This window comes from Acidobacteriota bacterium, from assembly GCA_030697165.1.
In the GTDB taxonomy this organism is placed as follows: Bacteria; Acidobacteriota; Vicinamibacteria; order Vicinamibacterales; family UBA2999; genus 12-FULL-67-14b.
Genome location: JAUYQQ010000011.1, coordinates 45,919 through 69,682 on the forward strand (window position 1 = coordinate 45,919; position 23,764 = coordinate 69,682).

Consider the following 23,764-nt stretch of genomic DNA (forward strand, 5'->3'; position numbering starts at 1 on the left):
GGAGCTACGGGACGTAAGCAATGCAGTCGATTTCCACGCGCAAACCCACCCCGGGCAGGCCGGCGGCCTGAATGGTGGTGCGGGCCGGACGATGCTCGCCGAAGACTCGCGCGTAGACCCCGTTCATTTGCTGGAATTCCTTCATGTCGAGCAGGAACACGCCGCAGCGCAGCACGTGCTGCAGGTCCGAGCCGCCGGCTTTCAGAATGGCCTGCAGGTTCTTGAGGCATTGCTCGGTCTGGGTTTCGACGTCAGCGCCGGCCAGGGCGCCGGTGGCGGGGTCGGTCGCCCCCTGGCCCGACACGAAGAGCAGGCGCTCGAAGTTCATGCCTGGTGAGTAGGGGCCAACGGGTTTCGGAAGATTTGCGGCGTGAACGGGACTATGCTTCATAAAGGAACCGGGTTGATTTTCCAGCGAACACACCAGGAAAATCAACCCGGTTCCTTACACCGTGCCCAGATTCAAGCTCACGATCGAATATGCCGGGACGCGTTACAGCGGATGGCAAAAGCAGAAGAACGCGCGGACCGTCCAGGGCGAGATCGAACGGGCCGTTGGCGAGCTGACCCGCGACAAGACGTTCGAGTTCTACGGCTCGGGGCGCACCGACGCCGGCGTGCACGCCCTGCGGCAGGTCGCGCACCTCGATATTCGCAAGCCGTTGCCCGCTGAAACCATCAGGCGCGGCATCAACGATGGCCTGCCGGCCGACATCCACATTCTCGCCGTTGACACGGTGCCGCACCGCTTTCACGCCCGCCACAGCGCGGTGGCGCGCAGCTACCTGTACCAACTATCGCGCCGGCGCAGCGCCTTTGCCAAGCCGTTCGTGTGGTGGGTGCGCGAGCCGCTGGACGTGGCCCGCATGACCGCCGCCGCCCGCCGGCTCACCGGCATGCACGACTTCCAGGCCTTCAGTGACGACGACCCTGATGAAAAGTCAACCGAGGTGCTGGTGGAAGAAGTGATCATCGCCGAGGACGGTGACCTCATCCTGGTGCGCGTCGCCGGCTCACACTTCATCTGGAAGATGGTGCGGCGCATGGTCGGCGTGCTCGTCGAGATCGCCAAGGGCGGCATGGCGGTCGAGGAGATTGATCTGCTGCTCACAGGCAACCCCAAGAAGGGGTTGCCTCCACCTTCAGGCCGTAGCGGCCAGCCGGCGCCGGCGGAGCTTACTGCGCCGGCATCAGGCCTGTTTCTAGAGCGAGTGTTTTACGAGGGCGACGGGCGGCAATGGCCGCTGCGTCCCGCTGTACCGGTGCCACCTGGGCGCGAGTGACGTAGCGCTGGTAGCACTTGTAGCAGAGGGCGTAGTACGGGTCCCAGGTGGCAATGCCCTGCTGCCGGAACAGGCTGCGGCGGTTCTCGCAGTGCTGGCAGACCTTTTTGGCGGCCGGAGCGGGTTGACGGAAGCGGATGCGAATTGTCATAACCACACCTTATTTGCGGGGCGTGACAGATTAGGTCAGCCGGGTTACCACTAACGAAGTTGCATTCCGTTGCGCCAAGTGCGCAACGTCGTTGCACACTGCTGCCTACTAATGCATACGGCATGCCGATCCCAGAAGTTCGATTTCCCGCTTGATTCGTGAGTCCCATGGAACGCCATACCGAGATTGTCCGGCAGTGGAGAATTCTTCTAGCCCTCGAGGGGCGTGTCCGGGGGCTGACCCTGGCCGAGGCCCAGGCGGTTGCCGGCGAGGGTGTGTCAGAACGCACGATCCGCCGGGATCTGGACGCCCTCACCCAGGCCGGCTTCCCCATCGAAACCACCAAGCGCGACGGCAAGACCGCGTTCACCCTGAACCGCGACGTCTTCAAGGGCGTGGCCGCGGCCGGCTTCTCGCTGTCGGAGTTGTGCGCCCTCTACCTCAGTCGCACCGTGCTCTCGGCCGTCACCGGCGGGCCGTTTCAGGACAGCCTCGCCTCGGCGTTCGACAAGCTCTACGAGGCGTTGCCGCCGTCGTTGTGGAAGTTCATTGACAGCCTGCCCGACGCGTTGGGCGCGAAGGAGCATGCCTCGCGGCCGCTCGCCGCCGGCTCGGCCAAGTCGGTTGACACGTTGATGTCGGCCATTCTCGGCCGCCGCCGCGTGCGCATGCGCTATCACTCGTTCTCGAGCAAGAAGCTCAAGGACTACGTGGTCGAGCCGTACCGCCTCGCTTACGCGCAAGGTGGGCTCTACCTGCAGGCGTTCGTACCCGACTACGCGGAGATGCGGACCTTTGCCGTGCAGCGCATCGAGCTGGCCGTGGCGCTCGAGGAAAGCTTCAACCCGGTCGCCGACTCCCCTGCCGATGTGTTTCCGCATTCCCTCGGCGCGTTCTCGGGCACCCCCGAATCAGTGGTGATCGAGTTCAACGCCGCCGAGGCGCCATACGTGCGCGAGCGGCAATGGCACGCGTCGCAAGCCCTCGAGGAACTGCCCGACGGCCGCCTGCGGCTCACGCTCCACGTGGTGCTCGACTGGGAACTGCAGGCGTGGGTGATGGGGTTTGGCGCGGCTGCGCGCGTGCTTGCGCCACAAGCGTTTGCCGATCGTATTCTCGAAAGCCTCGAAGAGGCGCGCGCGACCTACCTCAGGACCGTGTAGGGATCGATCGGCGTGCCCTGCCACCATTGCTTCTGGTCGGTCAGCTGGAAGATCGCGAAGTGCAGGTGCGGCGTATCCTTCGGCGCATTGCCCGTCGTCCCCACGTAGCCCAGCAGGTCGCCGCGCTTGACGCGGTCGCCGTCCTTCAGCCCGGCAGCATAGCCCTCCAGGTGCGCGTAGTAGTAGCAGTAGGTCGAGGTCGGATCGAACTGATACACCGTGAGGCCGCCGGCGTCGCTGATGAACAACCGGGCGATGGTGCCGTCCTCGACCGCGATCACCGGGGTATGGCGCGGCGCCAGCAGGTCGATGGCCTCGTGCCGACGCGACGTGCCCCGTTGTTCGTCGAACATGCTGCGCAGGTCTTCGCGCCTGGCGCCCTGTACCGGCACCTCGAGCCGGCGATTGCGCAGGACCTCGACCGCGTTGGCCGACATGGCCGGCACCGTACTCGCCGTTTCCGGCGGTCGCGAAATGGCCGGCGGAGTCTCCCTCGCGCTGGGGCGCACCTCTTCGACCGGTGATGGCTCCGGCCGCACGGCGGCCGCCGAGGACGGGTCGGCGGCGAGCCTTCCGCCTGCCGGGAAGATTGTGAACAGCGCGGCCAGCACCACCATGCCGGCGACGAACCCGCCGGCGCCGGCCGCGAGTAGCCACGTGTAGGCGGGTCTGGTCCGAGTCGTCATTGCGTGAACGTAACTCTCGCTCCCTTGCCGATCAACGCCGCCACGGCGGAGGCATCCCAGTTAGTGAGACGCACGCAGCCATGGGACGACGTGTGTCCGACGCTGGCGGGCTCAGGCGTGCCGTGAATGCCGTAGTGGGGCTTGCTGAGGTCGATCCACACGACGCCGACCGGGCCGTTGGGACCCGGCGGCAGCTTGGCCTTGGCGTGCGCTGGATCGGCATCCCAGAACAAGTCGGGATTGTAGTTGAACGTGGGGTTGCGAGCGATGGCCGTGACCGTCCACTCGCCGAGTGGCAGTGGATCGTGCTTGCTGCCGGTGGTCACCGGCGCGTGGTAGATCACGGTGCCGGAGCCGTCGGTCAGCGTGAGCGACGAGGTGCGCTTCGAGACGGTGATCGACACCCCCTCGCCAGACGTGGGTTCGGGCGCGGTCAGGACGTTCGGGACCTGGATGGTTTCGCCGGCGACCAGCTTTGCCGACGGGTTCAGCCGCTTCAGCAGGCTCGGCGAGGCGTGAAAGCGTTCCCCCAGCGCTTCAGCGAGTGAGGTGTAGTCCAGGCGCTTGAGCGACGCCTTCTCCATCATGTCCTGGGGAATCGGCTCGAACGGTCCGGCCGCGTCCTCGGCAGTGATGGTGTAGGGGATCGTCGCGGGCACATCCATGGCCGCGACGGCGTCGGCCGCGCTGCTGCCCTTCGCCCGCTCGAATGCGGCGATCGCGCGCTTGGTGTTGGGGCCGCCCTTGCCGTCGATCTCGCCCGGCGAGAATCGCGCCCGGTCGAGCATCACCTGCATGGCCAGCATGTCGGGCTTCGCGGTTGGTGGCTGCTGAGCGGCAATGGGTATCGCGGTGCCACTGATGGTGAAGACAACGGCCGTGGCGGCGGCGAACACGAGGAGTCTTGAGTGCATACCGCCTCTACAGCAAGGCGCGTGCCGTCCAACCTAGGGTTGGCCACTGCCCGCGGCCGGTGTGGCGGGTGGCTGGAAGTTGGTCATCGACGCGAGCCGTGCTGGCGTCAACAGCTCTTCATAGCGCTGGCCGTTGATGACCCACGTCGGGTAGGTCCTGATCCCGCGGTTGCGGCAGTCCGATGTCTGCGGCGAACCCTGTCCCCCCGTGCTGCACTCGATGTACGGGAGCCGGCGCGCGGACTCGCCGAAGAGGTCCTTCTGCTGCTTGCAGTGGTCGCACCAATGGGCGCCGTACATGACCGCGCCACTGTTCGCCAGGTGGATGGCCAGGGCGCGCGACGTGGGATCCTCGACTCCCGGGATCCGACCGACGACGCCGGTGTAGTTCAGGTGCAGGAACAGGATCAGCGCCGCCGAGACGGCTCCCCGCCAGGTCAGCCACCGTTGCCACGAGAACCCCTTGATCGTGAACGGCCGCTGGAAGGTGACGAGAACCAGGATCGCGGTCATCAGCGCGAGACTGGTCAGGCAATACGGGCACGTGGCGCCGAGCATGGTGAGGGACACCGTGGTCAGGTACACGCTATAGAGGGCGCCGAAGAAGGCAATGGTCCACGCCATGCGCCAGTGCGTTTCGGCTCGCCGGATAAAGGCCGTTGCCGCCAGCGCGAGATAGGTCAGTAACCCCCACACCGCCGTCGGCACGCCGAGCAACGTGGCCCATCGGCTCGACAGGACCGCGTCGCACCCGCCGCCCTCGGCGCAGCCTTGCACGGCGGCGCTCGTCAAACTCGTCCACGAGAGATAACCGGCCAGTGCGACGCCGATCAGACCTAGCGCCAGCAGCGGCCAGTTTGGCGTTGGCCTGAACGTGCCTGCGGGGAACGTCGCGCTCGATTGATTCTTGCTTTTTGCTTTTCGACCCATGGGTGCCGCTAATTATACGAGCGTCAGCCGGTCATTGCCGCAAGTCGCGCCTGGGGTCACGGATTGACCACGGCCTGGTCGACCGCAGCCTTGAAGCGTTGCCGCAGCCCGTCGGGACTGGCCGGCACATTCTGCGTGTTGAGCAAGACGATCAGTTGCCGCGCCGGATCGATCGAGAAGAACGTACCGGCGGAACCATCCCACCCGTATTCGCCCGCCGCCGTCAGGTAACCGCGCGGGCTTGGTGTGATGACCACGTCAACGTTGGCGAGGCCCCAGCCCATGGCGCCGCTGCCGCGCTGTTGCAGCACGGCCGGCGGCAGGCCGTTGCCGGTGATCTGCTCCACCGTCTTCGCGCCGAGCAGGCGCACGCCGTCGAGTTCGCCCTTGTTCAGCAGCATCTGGCAGAAGCGCATGAAGTCGGGCGCGGTTGACACCAGGCCGACGGCGCCCTCGATCAGCGCGGGACGCGTGGTGAACGGCACCACTTCTTCGATCTCGAACGGCGCCAGGCCGCCGGCCGGCGCCACCTGGTAGACCGTGGCCAGGCGCGACTGCGCCTCTCCTTCGACCCAGAACGCGGTGTCGTGCATCTTGAGCGGCTTCAGGATGCGGTCGGTCACGAACGCGTCAAACGGCTTGCCGGACACGACTTCCACCAGCCGGCCGAGGGCCGTGGTGCCCTCGCTGTAACGGAACCTGGTGCCGGGGTCCTCCATCAACGGCGCTTGCGTGATGTTGGTGACGAACTGCGGTAAGGCCTGCGTCCGCACCCGCACCTGGCGCGCGCGGTACAACTCCGACCCGCGGTGGCTCAGGCCCGACGTGTGCAGCAGCAGGTCCTCAACGGTGATCTCGCGCGACGGCCTGCGCGAGCCGTCCGGTGTCTGCACCATCACGTTCTTGAACTCGGGCAGGTGCTTCGAGGCCGGGTCGGACACGCGGACCTTGCCTTCCTCCACGAGCATCATCACGGCGACCGCGGTCACCGCCTTGGTTTGTGAGTAGATGCGAAAGATGGTCCGCTCGTCCATGGGCGTGCGCGCCGCGACATCTCGCAGGCCGACTGGCTCGAGGTAGGCAATCTTGCCGTGACGGGCGACCAGCGCCACGGCGCCGGCGATCTTGTGGTCGGCGACGGCCTGGCGCAGGACTGCGGTGGCCTGTTGCAGGTGTTCAGCAGACAGGCCCACGGCTTCTGGCGTGGCGCGTGGCGTGGCTTGGGATTGACCGGCACCCCGAAGCGCCTCTAGCGAAGGGGTGGCCGTGAGGACCGCGGCGAACGAGAGGCCGCAGAGGGTCAAGGTGCGCAGCATGCTACGTACTTTGACCCGAAGCTAACTGAACGGCAAGTGGGTATTACAGGTCGGCGAGCACGCGATCGAGGGCGCCGGGTTCGACGGGCTTCACCAGATGGAGGTTCATCCCGACATCCTCGGAGCGGCGGCGGTCTTCGTCCTGTCCCCAGCCGGTGATGGCCACCAGGAACATGGCGGCACCCCACTCCGCCTGCCGGATGCGCTGCGCGACCTCGTAGCCATTGAGCTTGGGCAGGCCGATGTCGAGCAGCACGACGCGCGGCCTGAATTCCTCGGCGGTGCTGAGCGCGGCTTCGCCGTCGTGCGCGGTCCGGGTCTCGTGTCCCATCATCGACAGCATCATCGCCATGCTCGTGGCCGAATCGGGATTATCGTCGACGACCAGGATCTTCAAATGCGGGGTGTTCGGCATCATTGGTTCGACAACTTTCAAGGCATTCATTAGCAATGCCGATGCCAACCCGCCGCCCGTCGGGTCCCGTAGCCGTATGATACGCTCCGTCCTGATGGGTAGCGCGACCCCTGTAGATGATGAGGCCGGCCTCATCGCACAGCTGCGCGCCGGCGAGGAGTCGGCGTACGAACACGTCGTGCGCACCTACGGCGGCCGCCTCCTGGCCGTGACCCGCCGGATCCTCGGTTCCGACGAAGACGCCCGTGATGTCGTGCAGGACGCCTTCCTCAACGCCTTCCGCAGCGTCAACCGCTTCGAGGGCAACTCGAAGCTCTCCACCTGGCTGCATCGCATTGCCGTAAATGCCGCGTTGATGAAGCTGCGGACGCGCCGGCGCAAACCCGAGCAGTCGATTGAGACGCTGCTGCCCGCATTCCTGGATGACGGCCACCACCAAGAACGGTTTCAGAGCTGGGATGAGCCGGTTGACCAGGTCATGGAGCGCGCCGAAACCCGGCAGCTGGTCCGGGCCCAGATCGACGCGCTGCCCGAGAGCTACCGTACCGTTCTCGTGCTGCGCGACATCGAAGGATTAGACACCGAGGAAACCGCGAACATGCTGGGGCTGACTGTCAACGCCACCAAGATTCGACTGCACCGCGCCCGCCAGGCGCTGCGCTCGCTGCTCGCGCCGCACCTCGCCGGGGCGGGCCCGGGAAAGGCGGCATCATGAAGTGCCGTGAGCTGGCGGAGTTCCTGATGGACTACGTGAGCGGCGAGCTCCCCGAGGAGAACCGCTCCCATTTCGAGCTGCATCTGTCGCGCTGCCGCAACTGTCGCGAGTACCTCGTCCAGTACGAAGGCTGCGTTAAGGCCGGCCGCATCGCCTGCGGCGAGATGAGCGACGAGCTCCCGGCCGATGTCCCGGAGGACCTCGTGAAGGCCGTCCTCGCCGCCCGCAAATTCGACCCTTCCAGCTAACCCAGCACCCTAGGCACCTTAGGCACCCTAGGCACCCTAGGCACTCTAGCTAGTTGATACGCCTCGTATCAAGTGCTACACTTGAGGCGTGTCAACTTCAGAGCTGATCTTCATCTCGGTCGCGGCCCGGATGCTCGACATGCACCCGCAAACGCTGCGCAAGTACGAGCGGCTCGGCCTGGTCCGCCCGGCGCGCACCGTCGGCAGCATGCGCCTCTACTCGCACGACGAGATCGAGCGGCTGCGGTTCATCAAGCGGCTCGTGGACGAAGCGGGTGTCAATCTTGCAGGCGTGCAGCAGTTGTTGTCGGTCGCCGAAACCATGCAGCGCATTCGCCCCTTGATGCAGCCCGGTGCGCTCCAGCGCGACGCCACCCGTCGCCGCCTGTTGCGGGAGATCGATCAGCTGGCGGCCCTGCTGGGCCTGGACGGCGAGGCGTAGCGTGGATTTCAAGGATTACTACACCACGCTCGGGATCGCGAAGACCGCCTCCGAGAAAGAGATCAAGGCGGCGTTTCGCAAGCTCGCACGCAAGTACCACCCCGACGTCAACCCGGGCGACAAGGGCGCCGAGGCCAAGTTCAAGGAACTGAACGAGGCCAACGAAGTGCTGAGCGACCCGGTCAAGCGCAAGAAGTACGACGAACTCGGGGCGAACTGGCGCGCGTATGAGAACGCCCCGCCCCCCCATGCCGGTGGCAGTCCGTTCGGCCAGGGCGGCGGCGGCTTTCACACCATGTCGCAAGAAGACATGGCCGACATGTTCGGCGGCGAAAGTCCGTTCTCGGACTTCTTCACGACCTTCTTCGGCGGCATGGGCGGGCCCGAGCCGTCGGCCGGTGGCCGTGGTGGCCGTGGCCGGGCGCGCACCCGCAAGGGGCAGGATGTCGAGCACCCGTTCGAGTTGGACCTGGAGGATGCCTTGCGCGGCAGCGTGCAGCGCCTGCAGCTCCGGCACGACGGCCACTCGCGCGCGGTGGAAGTGCGCATCCCGGCCGGTGTGACCGACGGCTCGCGCGTGCGCGTCGCCGGCGAGGGCGGCCGCGGCACCGGCAGCGCCCCCAGTGGCGACCTGTATCTGCGGGTGCACCTGAAGGCGCATCCCGTGTTCGAGGTGAAGGGCCGCGATGTCTACACCAAGACCCGCGTGCCGGTGACCACGGCGGTGCTCGGCGGCGAAGTGGACGTGGTGACGCCCGAATCGAAGACGCTGCGGCTCAGGGTGCCGGCGGGCACGTCCAGCGGCCAGCGCTTCCGCCTGCGCGGCCAGGGCATGCCGTCGGTCGGCAAGCCCGACGACCGCGGCGACCTCTACGCGAATGTCGAAGTGGACATTCCCAAAGCGCTCAGCGACGACGAGCGCGCGTTATATGAGCAACTGCGCGCACTGCGTGAAGTGAAAAGTGAGAAGTGAGAAGTAGGAAGTGAGAAGCGGATCATGAATCTCAACAAATTTACCGAGAAGGCCCAGGAGGCCGTGCTGGCGGCGCCGCAACTGGCGTCGGCGCTGAACCACGCGCAGGTGGAGCCCGAGCACCTGCTGGTGACGCTCGCCGAGCAGCAGAATGGCGTGGTGCCCACGGTGTTCAGGAAGCTCGGTGTGGATCCATCCGTCGTCAGCGGCGCGCTGCGCGCGCACCTCGGCAAGCAGCCCAAGGCGCACGGCGGCTCCGAGCCGCACCTCTCCCCTCGCCTGCGGGTCGCGTTCGACGCGGCCCAGGCCGAGGCCAAGACCATGCAGGACGAGTACGTCAGCACCGAGCACTTGCTGCTCGGCCTGTTGATCGAGACCGGCCAGTCGGCCACCGTCGATCAGCTCAAGGCCAACGGCATTACCCGGGCAAAAGTGCTCGAGGCGTTGACCGCGGTGCGCGGCAACCAGCGCGTGACCGACCAGAACCCCGAGGGCAAGTACGAAGCGCTCGAGAAGTACGGCCGTGACCTCACCGAGCTGGCACGCAAGGGCAAGCTCGACCCGGTGATCGGGCGCGACGAGGAAGTGCGCCGCGTGATCCAGGTGCTGTCGCGTCGCACCAAGAACAACCCGGTGCTGATCGGCGAACCCGGCGTCGGCAAGACCGCCATTGTCGAGGGGCTCGCCCAGCGCATTGTGCGCGGCGACGTCCCCGAGGGCCTCAAGGACAAGAAGATCGTCACGCTGGACATGGGCGCGTTGATCGCCGGCGCCAAGTCCCGCGGCGAGTTCGAAGACCGGCTGAAGGCGGTGCTGAAGGAAGTGTCCGAGGCCCAGGGCCAGATCGTCCTCTTTATCGACGAGCTGCATACCGTGGTCGGAGCCGGCGCATCGGAAGGGTCGATGGATGCGTCCAACATGCTGAAGCCCATGCTCGCCCGCGGCGAACTGCACACCATCGGCGCCACCACCCTCGACGAGTACCGCAAGTACATCGAGAAGGATGCCGCGCTCGAGCGCCGCTTCCAGCCGGTGCAGGTCGGCGAGCCGACCGTCGAAGACACCATCAGCATCCTGCGCGGCTTGCGCGAACGCTACGAGATCCATCACGGCGTGAAGTTCAAGGACGCGGCGCTGGTGGCGGCGGCGGTGTTGTCGCAGCGCTACATCGCCGACCGGTTCCTGCCCGACAAGGCCATCGACCTGATGGACGAAGCCGCGTCCAAGCTGCGCATGGAGATTGATTCCATGCCGGTCGAGCTGGACGAGGTGCGTCGCCGCATCATGCAGCTCGAGATTGAACGTGAAGCCCTACGCAAGGAGAAGGACAAGGCGTCACAGGACCGGCTGGCCAAACTCGAAAAGGACCTCGCCGACCTCAAGGAGCAGGATACCGAGTTGCGCTCGCACTGGGAGCAGGAGAAAGAAGCCATCCAGGCCGGCCGCCAGTTGAAGGAACAACTCGAACAGGTCCGCGTCGAAGTGGAACAGGCGCAGCGCTCCGGCGACTACGCCGTGGCGTCGGAATTGCAGTACGGCCGGGTGCCGGAGCTCGAGGCGAAGATTAAGGAACGCGAGACGCGCCTCCAGGGCCTGCAGCAGGTCAAGAGCATGCTGAAGGAAGAGGTCGACGAAGAAGACATCGCCGAGGTCGTCGGCAAGTGGACCGGCATTCCCGTGAGCCGGCTGCTCGAAGGCGAAGTCCAGAAGCTGCTCAAGATGGAAGAGCGGCTGCACCAGCGCGTGGTTGGCCAGGACGAGGCGGTCGTGTCGGTGTCAAACGCCATTCGGCGCGCGCGCGCCGGCTTGCAGGACCCCAACCGGCCGCTCGGCAGCTTCATTTTCCTGGGCCCCACGGGCGTCGGCAAGACCGAGCTCGCGCGCGCGCTCGCCGAGTTCCTGTTCGACTCGGAGCAGGCGACGATTCGACTCGACATGTCCGAGTACCAGGAGAAGCACACCGTCTCGCGCATGATCGGCGCGCCGCCCGGATACGTCGGCTACGACGAGGCCGGCCAGTTGACCGAGGCCGTCCGGCGCCGGCCGTACGCGGTGGTCTTGTTCGATGAGGTCGAGAAGGCTCATCCGGAAGTGCTGAACGTGTTGCTGCAGTTACTTGATGACGGCCGCCTGACCGACGGCAAGGGCCGGGTGGTTGACTTCACCAACACCGTGGTCATCATGACCTCGAATCTGCGCGACCTCGACGCGCTGCGGGGGCATTTCCGGCCGGAGTTCATCAACCGCATCGACGACATCGTGTTCTTCCATTCGCTCGATCGGGAGCACATCACGCAGATCGTCGAGATCCAGATGCGCGGACTGTTGAGGCGCCTGGCCGACCGGAAGATTCACATCACCCTGAGTGACGCGGCGAAGGACTTCCTCGTCCGCGAAGGGTATGATCCGGTATACGGGGCTCGGCCGCTGAAACGGGCCCTGCAGCGTCTGCTGCTCGACCCCCTGGCGCTCAGGGTGCTCGACGGCGAGTTCCGCGACGGCGATACCGTCGTCGTGGACCTGATTACCGACAAGCTCAGCTTCGCGAAAGGTCAGCCGGTCCATGTCTAGTCCCGTCTCGCCGCCCGGCGGCCCGAAAGGCCGGCCGGCGGCCCCCAAGCCGACCACCATCTGGTGGGTGCTCGGTGCGCTGACCGTGCTCGCGCTGGGCCAGGCGTTTTTCCTGGCGCCGGCGGGCCGGCAGCTGTCCTACAGCGAGTTCAAGGGGCTGGTCCGCAGCGGCCAGGTGGCCGAAGTCTCAGTTGGCGATTCGATCATCCGCGGCTCGCTCAAGAAGGCTGGCGACGATGGCACGACCGCGTTCTCGACGACCCGGGTGACCGACCCGAAGCTCGTGGAGGAACTGGATGCCGCCAGCGTCAAGTACTCGGGCGAGCTCGTCAGCCGGTGGGTGCCCGAGCTGCTCGGCTGGGTGATTCCCCTGCTGCTGCTGTTTGGCCTGTGGACGTTCTTCTTCAAGCGCATGGGCGGCGCCGAGGGCGGCATCATGTCGTTCTCGCGCAGCAAGGCCAAGCTCATGGCGGAAGACGACGTGAAGACGACGTTTGCCGACGTGGCTGGCGTGGACGAGGCGGCGCAGGAACTGCGCGAGATCGTCGAGTTCCTGAAGACCCCGAAGAAGTACACCAATCTTGGCGGCAAGATCCCCAAGGGGGTGCTGCTGGTCGGCCCGCCGGGCACCGGCAAGACCCTGCTGGCGCGCGCTGTTGCCGGCGAGGCCAAGGTGCCCTTCTTCAGCATGAGCGGCTCGGAGTTTGTCGAGATGTTCGTCGGCGTCGGCGCCGCCCGGGTCCGCGACATGTTCGCCCAGGCCGAGGCCAAGGCACCGTGCATCGTCTTCATCGACGAGCTCGACGCGCTCGGCAAGGCCCGCCAGCAAAGCGCGTTTGGCGGTCACGAGGAACGCGAGCAGACGCTCAACCAGTTGCTGTCGGAGATGGACGGCTTCGATGCCCGCAAGGCGATCATCATCATGGCCGCGACCAACCGGCCCGAGGTGCTGGACCCGGCGTTGCTGCGCCCAGGCCGCTTCGACCGCCAGGTTCTGGTGGACAAGCCCGACGTCAAGGGCCGCGAAGCGGTGCTGAAGATTCACGCGCGCAACGTGAAGCTCAACGCGGCCGTGGACCTGCGCACGGTGGCGGCGCGCACGGCCGGCTTTGCCGGCGCCGACCTTGCCAACCTGGTCAACGAAGCCGCCCTGCTGGCCGCGCGGCGCGATGCCGAGACCGTGGAGATGCAGGACTTCAACGAGGCCATCGACCGCCTGGTCGCCGGGCTCGAGAAGAAACGCGTGATGAACACCAAGGAACGCGAGATTATCGCGTACCACGAGTCGGGTCACGCCATCGTCGCGAGCGTGCTGCCCAACATGGACCCGGTGCACAAGATCTCGATCGTCGCCCGCGGCTTCGGTGCGCTCGGCTACACCATGCAGTTGCCGCTCGAAGAGCGCTACCTGATGCAGAAGGGCGACCTGCTCAACCAGATGGCCATCCTGCTGGGCGGCCGCGCCGCGGAAGAGATTGCCATCGGCGAGATCTCGACCGGCGCGCAGAACGATCTGCAGCGGGTCTCGGACCTCGCCCGCTCGATGGTCACCGAATGGGGCATGAGCGAGCGGCTGGGCACGATCAACTTCGATCCGCCGCGCCGGGGCCGCTTCCTGGACCTGGGCATGCCGATCGAACGGGGCCTGTACAGCGACGATACCGCGCGCATGATTGATGACGAGGTGAAGCAGCTCATCTCCGGCGCCCACAACGAAGCCCGGCGCATCCTGCGCGAACACCGCGAAGTGCTCGAGCGCGTCACCCGCCGCCTGCTGGAGAAGGAAGTGATGGAAGGCGATGAGCTGCGCGAGATCATGAGTGCCCAACCGCAGGAACAGGAGATCAAGAGTTCAGGAGTAGCCATTTCTTAAGACTTCTCTTGTACTCCTGGCCTCCTGTTTCTGGAACTCCTGACTTCGCTCGTCCGTCTATTGACTACATTGCAGGCATTGATATAGCCTGCAATGCAGTCATGGCACCCATTTACCTCGGCGAGTTCGAATACGCGGTCCTGCTGGCGACCCTGCACCTCGAGCAGGAGGCCTACGCGGTGCCAATTCGCGAGCTGATCGAGTCGCGAACCGGCCGGCCGGTGGCCCGCGGCGCGCTCTATACAGCGCTCGACCGGCTCGAGGCCAAGGGCTGCCTGCGCTCGCGCATGGGCGACTCCACCGACGAGCGCGGCGGCAAGGCGCGCCGCTATTTCACCGTCAGCGCCGCCGGACTCAAAGCCCTCAAGGCCACGCACGGCGCCCTGGCCAGCATGGCCCGGGGCCTCGAAACCATCCTGGAGCAATCATGACTTCCCCATCCCGATTCGCGGAGCGCGTCCTGGCCATGGTCGTGCGCGACCCCGAATGGCGGGATGGGGTGATTGGTGACTTGCGTGAAGAGCACGCGCGCCTGGTTATGCGGGTGGGCGCGGCGCGCGCGCGGCGCTGGCACCGGCGCCAGTCGCTCGGCATCGCCCTCCGTTACGGCACGCATCGCCTGCTGCGGCGACGAACGCCACCGCCTCGATGGCTGGCGGTGGTCGCCGATGAACCAGAGGGCGCGTGGACGGCCGGCATGACCCGCGATGTGCTGTACGCGTGGCGCGCGGTGACGCAACGCCCGGCCCTCTCGGCAGTGGTCGTGGTCACCCTCGCTGTCGCTCTCGCCGCCAACAGCACGACCTACAGCCTGTTGGACGCCTTGGTGTTGCGGCCGTATCGCTTCGTCGGCGTGGACCGGCTGCTGGTGGTCACGACGATGGCGCCGGATAGCGTGTTCGTGGACCGCGAAGATGTGTCCGCCGCTGACTATCGAGAATGGCGCCAGCAAGCCACCAGCGTCAGCCAGTGGTCGATGCACGAATGGTGGGATGCCAATCTTTCGGGGGTGGACATTCCCGAGCAGGTCGCCGGTTTCCGCGTGTCGCCGGGGTTCTTCGGCCTGTTGGGCTCAAGTCCGGTGATGGGGCGGGAGTTCGTGGAGGACGAAACCGATCCAGCCCGGCGCCATCGCGTCGTGATCGGTCACGCCCTCTGGCAGCGGCGGTTTGCCGGCGACCCCGCCATCATCGGCAAGATGGTCCGCTTCGATGGCGAGCCTTACGAAGTGGTAGGAGTGGCACCCGAGCGATTCAAGGTGCCAGACGGCGCGGAAGTGTGGGCGCCATTGGCGCTGACGGCCGAGCAGTGGGCCGATCGCCGGGACAACCACTACGGCGCGTTTGCGCGACTGCAAGATGGTGCCACCGTCCAGGGGGCGCGCGCCGAACTGACCGCCATCATCGAGACCCAACGGCGCGATCATGTAGACACCAATCAGAACCGCTACGCCAAGGTGATGGCTTTCACGGAAGGCATGAGCGATCCCGGCGCCGGCGCGTTCATCGGCGTCTGGCAAGTGGCGGCCGTGCTGCTGCTGTTGATCGCCTGCGCCAACATCGCCAACTTGTTGATGGCCCGCAGCTCCGAGCGCAGCCAGGAATACGCGGTCAGGCTGGCGCTTGGCGCCAGTCGCGTCCGCCTGTTCACCCAAACCGTCGTTGAAGGGTTGCTGCTGTCGGTGATCGCCGTGGTGCTGTCGATGCCCCTGATCGCGGTCGGCATCGGGCTGTCGAAGGCCTCGATCCCAGCGTCCGTACTGCGATTCATTCCCGGCTGGGACTTCATTCAAGTCGACACACGGCTGTTTGTCGCAACGGCGGTGCTGGGCACCGTTGCAATGCTGATCTTCTCGATCGTCCCCGCGGTGCAGGCGATGGGCGCGCAGGTGTCGGACAGCCTGCGCCAGTCGGGCCGGACCCTGACGCCGGGCCGGCAACGCCGGTGGCTTCGTAGCGCCCTGGCGACGACACAGGTCGCACTGGCGCTGGCGCTGCTGTTCGCTTCCACGCTGGTCCTGACGGCGGCCGAAACCCAGGTCAACGGTGTGCTTGGCTTCGAGAAACGCGACGTTCTGGTCGCGCACTTCAGTTTGCCCGAACGGTCGTATACCGACGCCGAGAAGCGCCGGCGTTTCGTGGCGGGAGTTCTGGATCGCATGCGCGCCATACCCGCAGTGAGCGAGGCAGGCTTTACCAGCCACATTCCTTCCGGATTCAACGACCACGGCCGCAAGTTGTGGCCCGAAGGCGTCGAGTTGACGGAAGCCGAGACCCGCTTTGTCGGCTACCGGCGCACGTCGCCGAACTACTTTCAAGCCATGCGAATTCCCCTGGTGCGAGGACGTGGGTTCGGCACCGAGGATCGGCTGGAGTCGACCGCCGTGGCCGTTGTCTCCGAATCGTTGGCGCGGCGGTATTGGCCAGGCCAGGATCCAATCGGCAAGCGATTCAAGTTCACCGCAGATGGCTCGTGGGTCAGCGTGGTCGGGGTCTCCGGCGATGTGCTCCACAACTGGGCCACGCGGCGCCCTGAAACGGTCTACCGCCCGATCAGCCAGGACGTGCCCTACGGCGGCGCCTTCACGATTCGGACGGTCGGTGATCCCGAGGCGGTCGCCGGAGACCTGCGCCGCGCAGTATCCGCCATGGACCCGGACCAGCCGCTCGCGTCGTTGACATCGCTCGAGCACCTGGTCGCGGATCGCGCGGCCGGTTTTACCTTCATCGCCAGGGCGCTCAGCGTCGTGGCCCTGATTGCCCTGGTGTTGTCGATGCTTGGCATCTACAGCCTGATGGCGTACCTCACCACTCAGCGCACGCAGGAGATTGGGGTGCGCATGGCGCTGGGCGCCGGGCGCTGGCAGGTTGTCCGGCTGACCACGGCGCAGGCGGTTCGGATCACGCTGGTCGGAATAGCGATCGGCGGGGCCATGGCGTATGGCCTTGGCACACTGATGCAAGGTCTGCTGTTCGGAACGGTCTCGATGAGCCTGTGGCAGTTGGCCGCGCTGATGCTCGCTTTGGCGTCGGCGGCGTTGCTGGCGGCCTACCTGCCGGCCCGGCGCGCCTCGCGCATCGATCCCATGAACGCGTTGCGAGAGACGTAAAGGGTTCACGGGTTCAGGGGTTCAAGGGGCCAGGGGCCGCTCGGGCGCTCCTTTGAGACTTCTCTTGAACTGTTGAGCTCTTGTTTGCCATGGAGCGTAAGACCTTTTCGGCATGCGCGACGCAATGCCCGAGAAACAGCTCCACGACTCGGGAAGGGTGACGCCTGGAGAGATAGTACGCGGACAAATCCACCTCCTCGAACCGCCAGTCCGCCAGCACGGGCACCAGATGTCCGGCGGCCAGTTCACGTTGGCACACGATGGATGGCATCTCGGCGACTCCCATTCCGGCGACGGCCGCGCGGATCACGCCCGCGTAGTCGTTGATGCCTAACCCGAGTTTGGTCGCTAGGCGTTCGGTGCGACTGCCGTTCGACAGCGTCCACGTCGTCTCGTCGAACCACTTGGTGAAACCGAGAAGTCGGTGGCGCGCGAGGTCTGCGGGTTCGTCGAGGGCCTCTGCGCCGGCGAGATACGCCGGCGCGGCCACCAGGATGTGCCGGTAGCTCAAGAGCCGTCGAAACACCAGGCTGCTGGCAGGCTGAGGCCCAACCCTCAGCGAAATGTCGATCTCGTCTTGCACCAGGTCCAGATGCCGATCGGTCACGAGGACCTTGACCGCAACGTTCGAGTACCGCCGAAGGAACCCATCGACCAAGGGGACGAGCAGGACGTCTGACAGACTCGGCGGCGCTGCGAGCCGGAGCGTCCCCGCCACCTCGACCTGCCGTTTCTCGAGCGCTGCCTGGGCGCCGTCCAGCGCATCGACGATTTGTTCACAGTACAGAAAGTATTCGCGGCCGCTGTCGGTCGGAGTGACGGCCCGGGTGGTCCGTTCCAGGAGTCGCACGCCGAGCTGGCGCTCCAGCGCGCTGACCTTCCGACTGAGGGTGGAGACGGGAGTGCCCGTGCGTCGCGCGGCTTCCGAGAAGCTGCCGTGCTGAAGCACGCGCGCAAACAGCACCATCGCATTGAGGTCAGGAGGCTGATTCATTGTCCCATTTTAGCAATAATGATTCCCAATGCTGTCTATTGTCCCAAGAGTGGGATGGCGCGACACTGTTGCGTCAGCTGCCCGGACGGCAGCGAAGGGAGTCAACGGCATGTCTATCGAAACCATTCTCAAGAGTTATGAAACCGCACTCAACGCCAACGACATCGAAGCGATCCTGGGCCTGTACGGCGGCGACCCCGTGTTCATGCCGCAGCATGCGCCTGCGCTCGTCGGGCGCGACGCCGTGCGTGCCGGCTACAAGCAGGTGTTCGACACGATCAAGCTGACGATCCGCTTCGACATTCACGAGGTCCAGGAGGCGGACGATTGGGCCTGGGCCCGCACGAGCTCGGCCGGTCGCACGCGGATTCTGTCGAACGGCGCGGAGACCGCAGAAGGCAACAACGAGCTGTTCGTGTTCCGGCGCGAGCAGGGCGCCTGGAAGATCCATCGCTACCTGTTCTCGACCAACCAGCCGCTCCGCGCACAACCTCCCAACTTCTTAGACTCTTGAACTCCTGGTCTCCTGTTTCGTATTTGGCCCACGCCCCAAGTCCCGTTATATAGTTTCGGCCGAGGTTCCCAACTTGGCCGAACTGTTTCAACAGACTTACAGTCCCGTAGCCGGCAGCATCCTGCTGTCGGCCCTCGTTGCGTCGATCCCGCCGATCCTGCTGGCGATCTGCCTGGCCGGGCTGCGCATTGCGCCCTGGAAGTCGGCGATCGTCGGCGCGGGCAGCGCTTTCGTGCTGGCCTGGATGGTCTGGGGCATGCCGCTCGGGCTGACGATGGCGGCCGCCACGCACGGCATGGCCTTCGGACTGTGGCCGATCTGCTGGATCGTCTTCTGCTCGGTGATGTTCTACAACCTGTCGGTCGAGAGCGGCGACTTCGACGTGATCCGCCGTTCGCTGGCGCGGCTGACGAGCGACCGCCGCATCCAGATCCTGCTGGTCGCCTTCTGCTTCGGCGCGCTCATCGAGGGCATCGCCGGGTTCGGTGCCCCGGTGGCCATTACCGCGGCGATGCTGGCGGGCCTCGGCTTCGAGCCGATCATGGCCGCGGTGCTGGCCCTGATCGCCAATACCGCGCCGGTGGCCTTCGGCTCGCTCGGCATTCCGGTCACGACCCTCGGCGGCCTGCTCGCGCCCATGCTCGGCGAAGACGTCCAGACGACGACTCGCGCCCTGTCGGCCATGGTCGGCCGGCAACTCCCCTTCTTCTCGCTGATCATCCCGGCGTACCTGATCGTCTTGTATGCCGGATGGAGCCGGATGCTGGCGGTCTTCCCGGCCGTGCTGGTCACGGGTCTCTCGTTTGCGATCGGCCAGTTCGCCGTCTCGAATTACGTCGGCCCCGAGCTGACCGACACGCTGGCGGCGCTCTTCTCGCTGGCCTCGGTCGCGCTGCTGTTGAAGTTCTGGCAACCGCGCGACACCTACAACGATGGCACCAAGCCGGTGGTGGAGACGACGACCGACGTGCCCAAACGCGTCTGGCGCGCCTATGCCACCTACGGCATCCTGATCGTGACCGTGCTGATCGGCCAGGTCGGCAACTTCGCCGGCATGTCGCAGTTGCAGCCGCCGGCCAATGTCACCGCCCTGCTCCGCTGCGGACAGATCGGCAATCGGCTGTGCCCGGAGCCGTGGATCGGCGAGCCGGCCTCGGTGAATCCGCAGGGCTTCCGCTTCCCGGTGTGGGAGTTCAGCTGGCCGGGCGCGTACAACATGGTTGATGGCAGGCCGCAGCCGCTCGTGCAACGCCAGCCGCCGGTGGTGGAAGCAGTGTCACCGTACGCGCTGACCTACCGGCTCGACCTGCTGGCCACGGCCGGCACGCTGGTGCTGTTTGCCACCTTCATCGCGCTCATTCCCATGGTGTTGGCAGGGTCGCGTCCCGGCATTCTCGGCGTCGCGTTCAGGAAGACCGCGGCGCAGCTACGCCTGCCGATCATCACCATCGCCTTCATCCTGTCGATTGCCACCGTCATGAACTACTCGGGAATGACCTCGTCCATGGCGTTGGCATTGGCGCAGACCGGCTGGCTGTTCCCGTTCTTCTCGGCGTGGCTCGGCATGCTCGGCGTGTTCCTCACCGGCAGCGACACCTCGTCCAATACCCTGTTTGGCCCGCTGCAGGCAACGACCGCCAAGGTGTCGGGGCTTGATCCCATCCTGATGGGCGCTACCAACAGTTCGGCGGGCGTGATGGGCAAGATGATCAGCCCGCAGAACCTGTCGGTCGGCGCAGCGGGCGTTGGTGCGGTGGGCCGGGAAGGTGAGATCTTCTCGAAGGTGATCGTCCACAGCCTCGTGCTGACCACGCTGATGGGCATCCTCGCCATGCTGCAGCAATACGTCTTCCCGTGGATGATTCCGAAGCTGTAGGCTGCGTAGGGCGGGCAGGGCTGGTGCGGCAGGTCGGGAACGCTTCACCCGCCCCACCCGCCTCACCCTGCCCACCAGCTTAAGGCTGTGGCGTCGGCGGGTTGGCCTTGGGGCCGGGTGCGCACTCGTTGCCGACAAAGCCGCAGGTCTTGTGCGCGCCGTCGCAGAACGGCTTCTGCTTCGACTGTCCGCAGCGGCAGAGCGCAAAGGGCTTCTTCGGCACTACATACTCGGCGCCGGTCCAGTCGATCAACTTCACGTCCTCGCCCTCGACCAGCAGCGAGCCGTTTTCTCGAACCTTGATTGTGATCATGTGTTCTCCGGGCACACTAAAGTGTGCCCCTACGGCTTCAGAACGTAGGGGCGTCTTTAGCGCGCCCACTATCCGCGCTGCATGGCCGAGAGGAACTCGGCGTTGTTCTTGGTCTTCGCCATCTTGTCGAGCAGCAGCTCCATGGCTTCGACCGGCGACAGGGGGTTGAGGACGCGCCTCAGCACGTAAATGCGGCTCAGGTCTTCCTTGGTGTGCAGCAACTCTTCCTTGCGGGTGCCGCTCTTCAGGATGTCGATGGCCGGGAACGTCCGCTTGTCCGACAGCTTGCGATCCAAATGGATCTCCATGTTGCCGGTGCCCTTGAACTCCTCGAAAATCACATCGTCCATGCGCGAGCCGGTATCGACCAGCGCGGTAGCGACGATGGTGAGGGAGCCGCCCTCTTCGATGTTACGGGCGGCGCCGAAGAAGCGCTTGGGTTTCTGCAGGGCGTTGCTGTCGAGACCGCCCGACAGCACCTTGCCCGACGCGGGAATCACGGTGTTGTAGGCGCGCGCGAGGCGGGTGACCGAGTCGAGCAGGATCAGCACGTCCTTCTTGTGCTCGACCAGTCGCTTGGCCTTCTCGATCACCATCTCGGCGACCTGCACGTGGCGCTGGGCGGGTTCGTCGAAGGTGGACGAGATCACTTCGCCGTCCACCGAGCGCTGCATGTCGGTGACCTCTTCGGGGCGCTCGTCGATCAGCAGCACGATCAGGTAGATCTCGGGATGGTTCTTGGCCACCGACTGCGCGATGCTTTGCAGCAGCATGGTCTTGCCGGTGCGGGGCGGGGCGACAATCAGTCCGCGCTGACCCTTACCAAGCGGCGTCATGAGGTCCATGACGCGGGCCGACAGGTTCTCGGCCTCGGTTTCGAGCTTGATGCGCTCGAGTGGATAGAGCGGCGTCAGGTTCTCGAAGAACAGCTTCTCGCGCGCCTGGTCGGGGGCCTCGAAGTTGACCGCCTCGACCTTGATCAGGGCGAAGTAGCGCTCCCCTTCTTTCGGCGAGCGGATCTGGCCCGACACGGTGTCGCCGGTCTGGAGGTCGAACTTGCGGATTTGAGAAGGCGAGACGTAGATGTCGTCGGGCCCGGGCAGGTAGTTGTAGTCGGGGGCGCGCAGGAACCCGAAGCCGTCGGGGAGCACTTCCAGCACGCCTTCCGAGAAGATGAACCCGCTCAGCTCCGTCTGCGCTTTGAGGATCTGGAAGATCAGCTCCTGCTTGCGCATGCCGGTCGCGCCGGCGACGTCCAGGTCCTTGGCCACCTGGGTGAGATGCTGGATGCTCATCTCCTTCAGCTGGTTGATGTTGAGCCCGGGCTTCTTGCTCTCGTTCAAGGCATGTTCGGCCGATTCGGCGGCTACATCGGGCTGGGGTGGGGGCTGGTGACCGCCACCGCGGTGGGGACCGTGACGCTTATGACTGGGCATGCAGGTTATTCCAAGAGAAGCTGGCTCGGGTTGTCAGGTTCGGGAAAGGAGCGGAGCGGGTCCGCAGGTGACGCGTCTCGAACGCGGACGGAACGAAACAGAGGCAAAACCGGGAGAAACTGCCGTTAGTATACCAGAAGTGCATCGCATCACGCTCCCCCTGCTGCTGCTCGCGGCGGTCACGTTCTTCGCCGGCCTCGGCCGGGGGGCCATTACCGATTCAGACGAGGCGTTTTACGCCGACGCGGCCCGAGAAATGGTGGCGTCTGGCGACTGGATCACCCCCTATTACAACTACGAACCGCGGTTCCAGAAGCCGGTCTTGTATTACTGGCTGACGGCGGCCGCGTCGCTCGTGCTTGGCGCGAACGAGATGGCCGCCCGCTTCTGGGCCGCCATGGCCGGGCTGGGTCTCGTGCTCGTGACGGCCGCGGCCGGCCGCCGCTGGTACGACGAATCGACGGGCCTGCTGGCCGGCGCGATTGTCGCCACCAACTTCGGCTACTTCTCGATCGGCCGCATGGCGCTGCCCGACCTGCCGCTGGCCTTCTGCATCTCGCTGGCGATCTGGGCGGCGCTCGTGGCCACGCTGGAGCAGGAACGGTCGCCCCGCAAGTTCGTGTTGCTGGCGGCGCTGGCGCTCGGCCTGGGGTTCCTGACCAAGGGGCCGGTGGGACTGATCATCCCGATCATCGTGATTGTGCCGGTGCTGATGATCGAGCGGCGCTCGATCGCGCTGTCGCCCGGCGACCTCCTCCTCGGTTTCATCGTCACGGTCGGCGTGGCCGCGCCGTGGTACGTGGTGATGTGGTTCCGCCACGGGAACGAGTACCTGCAGGGGTTCTTCATCGGCGACAACTTCGAGCGGTTCGCGACCGATCGCTTCAACGATCCGCGGCCGTGGTGGTTCTATCTCCCGATTCTGGCCGGCGGCCTGCTGCCGTGGACGCCGCTGGCGCTGGTGTGGCTGGGACCGCTGACGCAGTTCGTGAGGCGCCGGCGCGATATCGGCACAATCGATCTGCGGCTGATGCTGTGGGCGGCGTTGCCCCTGGTGTTCTTCTCGTTGTCGGTCGGCAAGCAGCCGCGCTACATCCTGCCGGTGCTGCCGCCGCTCGCGCTACTCCTCGCCTCGTCCATCGTCGAACGCACCCAGGAGTGGCGCGGGTTCGACGGGGCGCGCTCGCGCCCGCGCCGTGCCACCGGCGTGGTGGTCGGCTCGCTCCTGAGCGGGGCGTTCTTCATCGCGCTCGGCGCGTTGCTGTACCGCGTGGAGCCCCTGCTGATCAACGTGGCGCCGATGTTCACCCAGGTCGCGGCCGGCGTGATCGCCACGGCCGGCGTCGTGATCGTGCTGGTCGCGTTGTCGGGTCGGTGGCGGATCGCGCCGGCGGTGATTGCGCTGGCCGCCGCCGTGACGCTGCCGGCGTTGCAGTTCGGCGGCCTGTCGAGCGGCCGTGAAGACACGGTCGAGCAAATGGCGCGGCTGGTCCAGGCCGAGCGGACCTCACACGAGGCGGTGGGCACCTACCGGGTGTTCGTGCGCAACCTGGTGTTCTACGCGCACACCAAGACCACCGACATCATCACCGACGATCAGGCCTTGGACTTCATGTCACAGCCCGACAGGGCCCTGATGGTGGCGCCGGCCGATGTGATCGACCGACTCGAGCGCGAGCGGAACCTGCGGATGGTGCGGATCGCGGAACTACCCTACTTCAACGAAGCCGGTGTGCGGGTGCGGACGCTGTTGTGGCCCGACCCGTCACGAGACCTGACGCGCGTGGTGCTGGTGGCCAACCGTTAGGTCCAGCTAAAGCCGGACGCTACATCGATCGGGTC

General features: G+C 65.8%; 22 protein-coding genes. 13 read left to right on the plus strand and 9 right to left on the minus strand.

All coding sequences use genetic code 11. The annotated features are described in order from the left end of the window. Positions 1 to 4: 4 nt before the first annotated feature. A complete protein-coding gene (locus Q8T13_11580) occupies positions 5 to 391 on the minus strand; it encodes a Rid family detoxifying hydrolase (GenBank protein ID MDP3718395.1) in 387 nt (128 codons plus the stop codon). 61 nt (positions 392 to 452) lie between these two features. On the opposite strand from Q8T13_11580, the gene truA reads away from it, so the two are divergent. Together truA and Q8T13_11590 are read left to right on the plus strand one after the other, a co-directional pair. Then, the gene (gene truA, locus Q8T13_11585) at positions 453 to 1,283 is read left to right on the plus strand and encodes a tRNA pseudouridine(38-40) synthase TruA (GenBank protein ID MDP3718396.1); all 831 of its coding nucleotides are present in this window, start codon (positions 453 to 455) and stop codon (positions 1,281 to 1,283) included. Between the two features lie 318 nt (positions 1,284 to 1,601). After that, positions 1,602 to 2,597: a transcriptional regulator gene (locus Q8T13_11590; protein ID MDP3718397.1), complete on the plus strand. Its 996-nt coding sequence runs from the start codon at positions 1,602 to 1,604 to the stop codon at positions 2,595 to 2,597. Here the strand turns inward: Q8T13_11590 and Q8T13_11595 are convergent. From Q8T13_11595 to Q8T13_11615, 5 genes are read right to left on the minus strand one after another with little or no spacing between them, the layout of a single operon-like run. Then, positions 2,579 to 3,283, minus strand: a complete 705-nt coding sequence (locus tag Q8T13_11595) for a M23 family metallopeptidase (GenBank protein ID MDP3718398.1) — start codon at positions 3,281 to 3,283, stop codon at positions 2,579 to 2,581. The two genes, Q8T13_11590 and Q8T13_11595, sit on opposite strands and share 19 nt — an antisense overlap. Beyond that, entirely contained in the window at positions 3,280 to 4,197 is a 918-nt protein-coding gene (locus tag Q8T13_11600) for a L,D-transpeptidase (GenBank protein ID MDP3718399.1), read from the minus strand. The genes Q8T13_11595 and Q8T13_11600 overlap by 4 nt, the downstream gene beginning before the upstream one ends. A gap of 33 nt (positions 4,198 to 4,230) precedes the next feature. Further along, positions 4,231 to 5,127 (minus strand): vitamin K epoxide reductase family protein, encoded by an 897-nt coding sequence (locus Q8T13_11605; GenBank protein MDP3718400.1) that lies wholly within the window; start codon positions 5,125 to 5,127, stop codon positions 4,231 to 4,233. 56 nt (positions 5,128 to 5,183) lie between these two features. Next, positions 5,184 to 6,443, minus strand: a complete 1,260-nt coding sequence (locus Q8T13_11610; GenBank protein ID MDP3718401.1) for a serine hydrolase domain-containing protein — start codon at positions 6,441 to 6,443, stop codon at positions 5,184 to 5,186. A gap of 43 nt (positions 6,444 to 6,486) precedes the next feature. Beyond that, complete coding sequence (locus tag Q8T13_11615) at positions 6,487 to 6,861, minus strand: response regulator (GenBank protein ID MDP3718402.1); 375 nt, start codon at positions 6,859 to 6,861, stop codon at positions 6,487 to 6,489. 91 nt (positions 6,862 to 6,952) lie between these two features. On the opposite strand from Q8T13_11615, the gene Q8T13_11620 reads away from it, so the two are divergent. The 8 genes from Q8T13_11620 to Q8T13_11655 all read left to right on the plus strand — a co-directional run bounded on the left by Q8T13_11620 (position 6,953) and on the right by Q8T13_11655 (position 16,789). Beyond that, the gene (locus Q8T13_11620; GenBank protein ID MDP3718403.1) at positions 6,953 to 7,573 is read left to right on the plus strand and encodes a sigma-70 family RNA polymerase sigma factor; all 621 of its coding nucleotides are present in this window, start codon (positions 6,953 to 6,955) and stop codon (positions 7,571 to 7,573) included. Further along, positions 7,570 to 7,821: a zf-HC2 domain-containing protein gene (locus tag Q8T13_11625; GenBank protein ID MDP3718404.1), complete on the plus strand. Its 252-nt coding sequence runs from the start codon at positions 7,570 to 7,572 to the stop codon at positions 7,819 to 7,821. Before Q8T13_11620 ends, Q8T13_11625 begins: the two co-directional genes overlap by 4 nt. Positions 7,822 to 7,909: 88 nt before the next feature. Continuing rightward, positions 7,910 to 8,263 carry a MerR family transcriptional regulator gene (locus Q8T13_11630; protein ID MDP3718405.1) on the plus strand — a complete coding sequence of 118 codons (354 nt, stop codon included), beginning with the start codon at positions 7,910 to 7,912 and terminating at the stop codon, positions 8,261 to 8,263. Between the two features lies 1 nt (position 8,264). Then, positions 8,265 to 9,236 (plus strand): J domain-containing protein, encoded by a 972-nt coding sequence (locus Q8T13_11635; GenBank protein ID MDP3718406.1) that lies wholly within the window; start codon positions 8,265 to 8,267, stop codon positions 9,234 to 9,236. Positions 9,237 to 9,260: 24 nt separating this feature from the next. Next, the gene (gene clpB / locus Q8T13_11640; GenBank protein MDP3718407.1) at positions 9,261 to 11,807 is read left to right on the plus strand and encodes an ATP-dependent chaperone ClpB; all 2,547 of its coding nucleotides are present in this window, start codon (positions 9,261 to 9,263) and stop codon (positions 11,805 to 11,807) included. Then, the gene (gene ftsH, locus Q8T13_11645) at positions 11,800 to 13,680 is read left to right on the plus strand and encodes an ATP-dependent zinc metalloprotease FtsH (GenBank protein ID MDP3718408.1); all 1,881 of its coding nucleotides are present in this window, start codon (positions 11,800 to 11,802) and stop codon (positions 13,678 to 13,680) included. The genes clpB and ftsH overlap by 8 nt, the downstream gene beginning before the upstream one ends. Before the next feature lie 101 nt (positions 13,681 to 13,781). Beyond that, the gene (locus Q8T13_11650) at positions 13,782 to 14,111 is read left to right on the plus strand and encodes a helix-turn-helix transcriptional regulator (GenBank protein MDP3718409.1); all 330 of its coding nucleotides are present in this window, start codon (positions 13,782 to 13,784) and stop codon (positions 14,109 to 14,111) included. Beyond that, positions 14,108 to 16,789 (plus strand): ADOP family duplicated permease, encoded by a 2,682-nt coding sequence (locus Q8T13_11655; GenBank protein MDP3718410.1) that lies wholly within the window; start codon positions 14,108 to 14,110, stop codon positions 16,787 to 16,789. The genes Q8T13_11650 and Q8T13_11655 overlap by 4 nt, the downstream gene beginning before the upstream one ends. Positions 16,790 to 16,802: 13 nt before the next feature. On the opposite strand, the gene Q8T13_11660 is transcribed toward Q8T13_11655, so the two are convergent. Next, positions 16,803 to 17,783 (minus strand): LysR family transcriptional regulator, encoded by a 981-nt coding sequence (locus Q8T13_11660; protein MDP3718411.1) that lies wholly within the window; start codon positions 17,781 to 17,783, stop codon positions 16,803 to 16,805. Between the two features lie 109 nt (positions 17,784 to 17,892). Here Q8T13_11660 and Q8T13_11665 point away from each other — a divergent pair, with 109 nt between their 5' ends. Beyond that, entirely contained in the window at positions 17,893 to 18,297 is a 405-nt protein-coding gene (locus Q8T13_11665) for an SgcJ/EcaC family oxidoreductase (protein ID MDP3718412.1), read from the plus strand. Positions 18,298 to 18,370: 73 nt separating this feature from the next. Then, positions 18,371 to 20,173: an L-lactate permease gene (locus tag Q8T13_11670; protein MDP3718413.1), complete on the plus strand. Its 1,803-nt coding sequence runs from the start codon at positions 18,371 to 18,373 to the stop codon at positions 20,171 to 20,173. Positions 20,174 to 20,252: 79 nt separating this feature from the next. Here the strand turns inward: Q8T13_11670 and Q8T13_11675 are convergent, their stop codons facing one another. Both Q8T13_11675 and rho read right to left on the minus strand, forming a co-directional pair. Then, complete coding sequence (locus Q8T13_11675; GenBank protein MDP3718414.1) at positions 20,253 to 20,486, minus strand: CDGSH iron-sulfur domain-containing protein; 234 nt, start codon at positions 20,484 to 20,486, stop codon at positions 20,253 to 20,255. Between the two features lie 68 nt (positions 20,487 to 20,554). Further along, entirely contained in the window at positions 20,555 to 21,922 is a 1,368-nt protein-coding gene (rho, locus tag Q8T13_11680; protein ID MDP3718415.1) for a transcription termination factor Rho, read from the minus strand. Positions 21,923 to 22,061: 139 nt separating this feature from the next. Here rho and Q8T13_11685 point away from each other — a divergent pair, with 139 nt between their 5' ends. Continuing rightward, complete coding sequence (locus Q8T13_11685) at positions 22,062 to 23,729, plus strand: glycosyltransferase family 39 protein (protein ID MDP3718416.1); 1,668 nt, start codon at positions 22,062 to 22,064, stop codon at positions 23,727 to 23,729. Positions 23,730 to 23,764 lie beyond the last annotated feature (35 nt).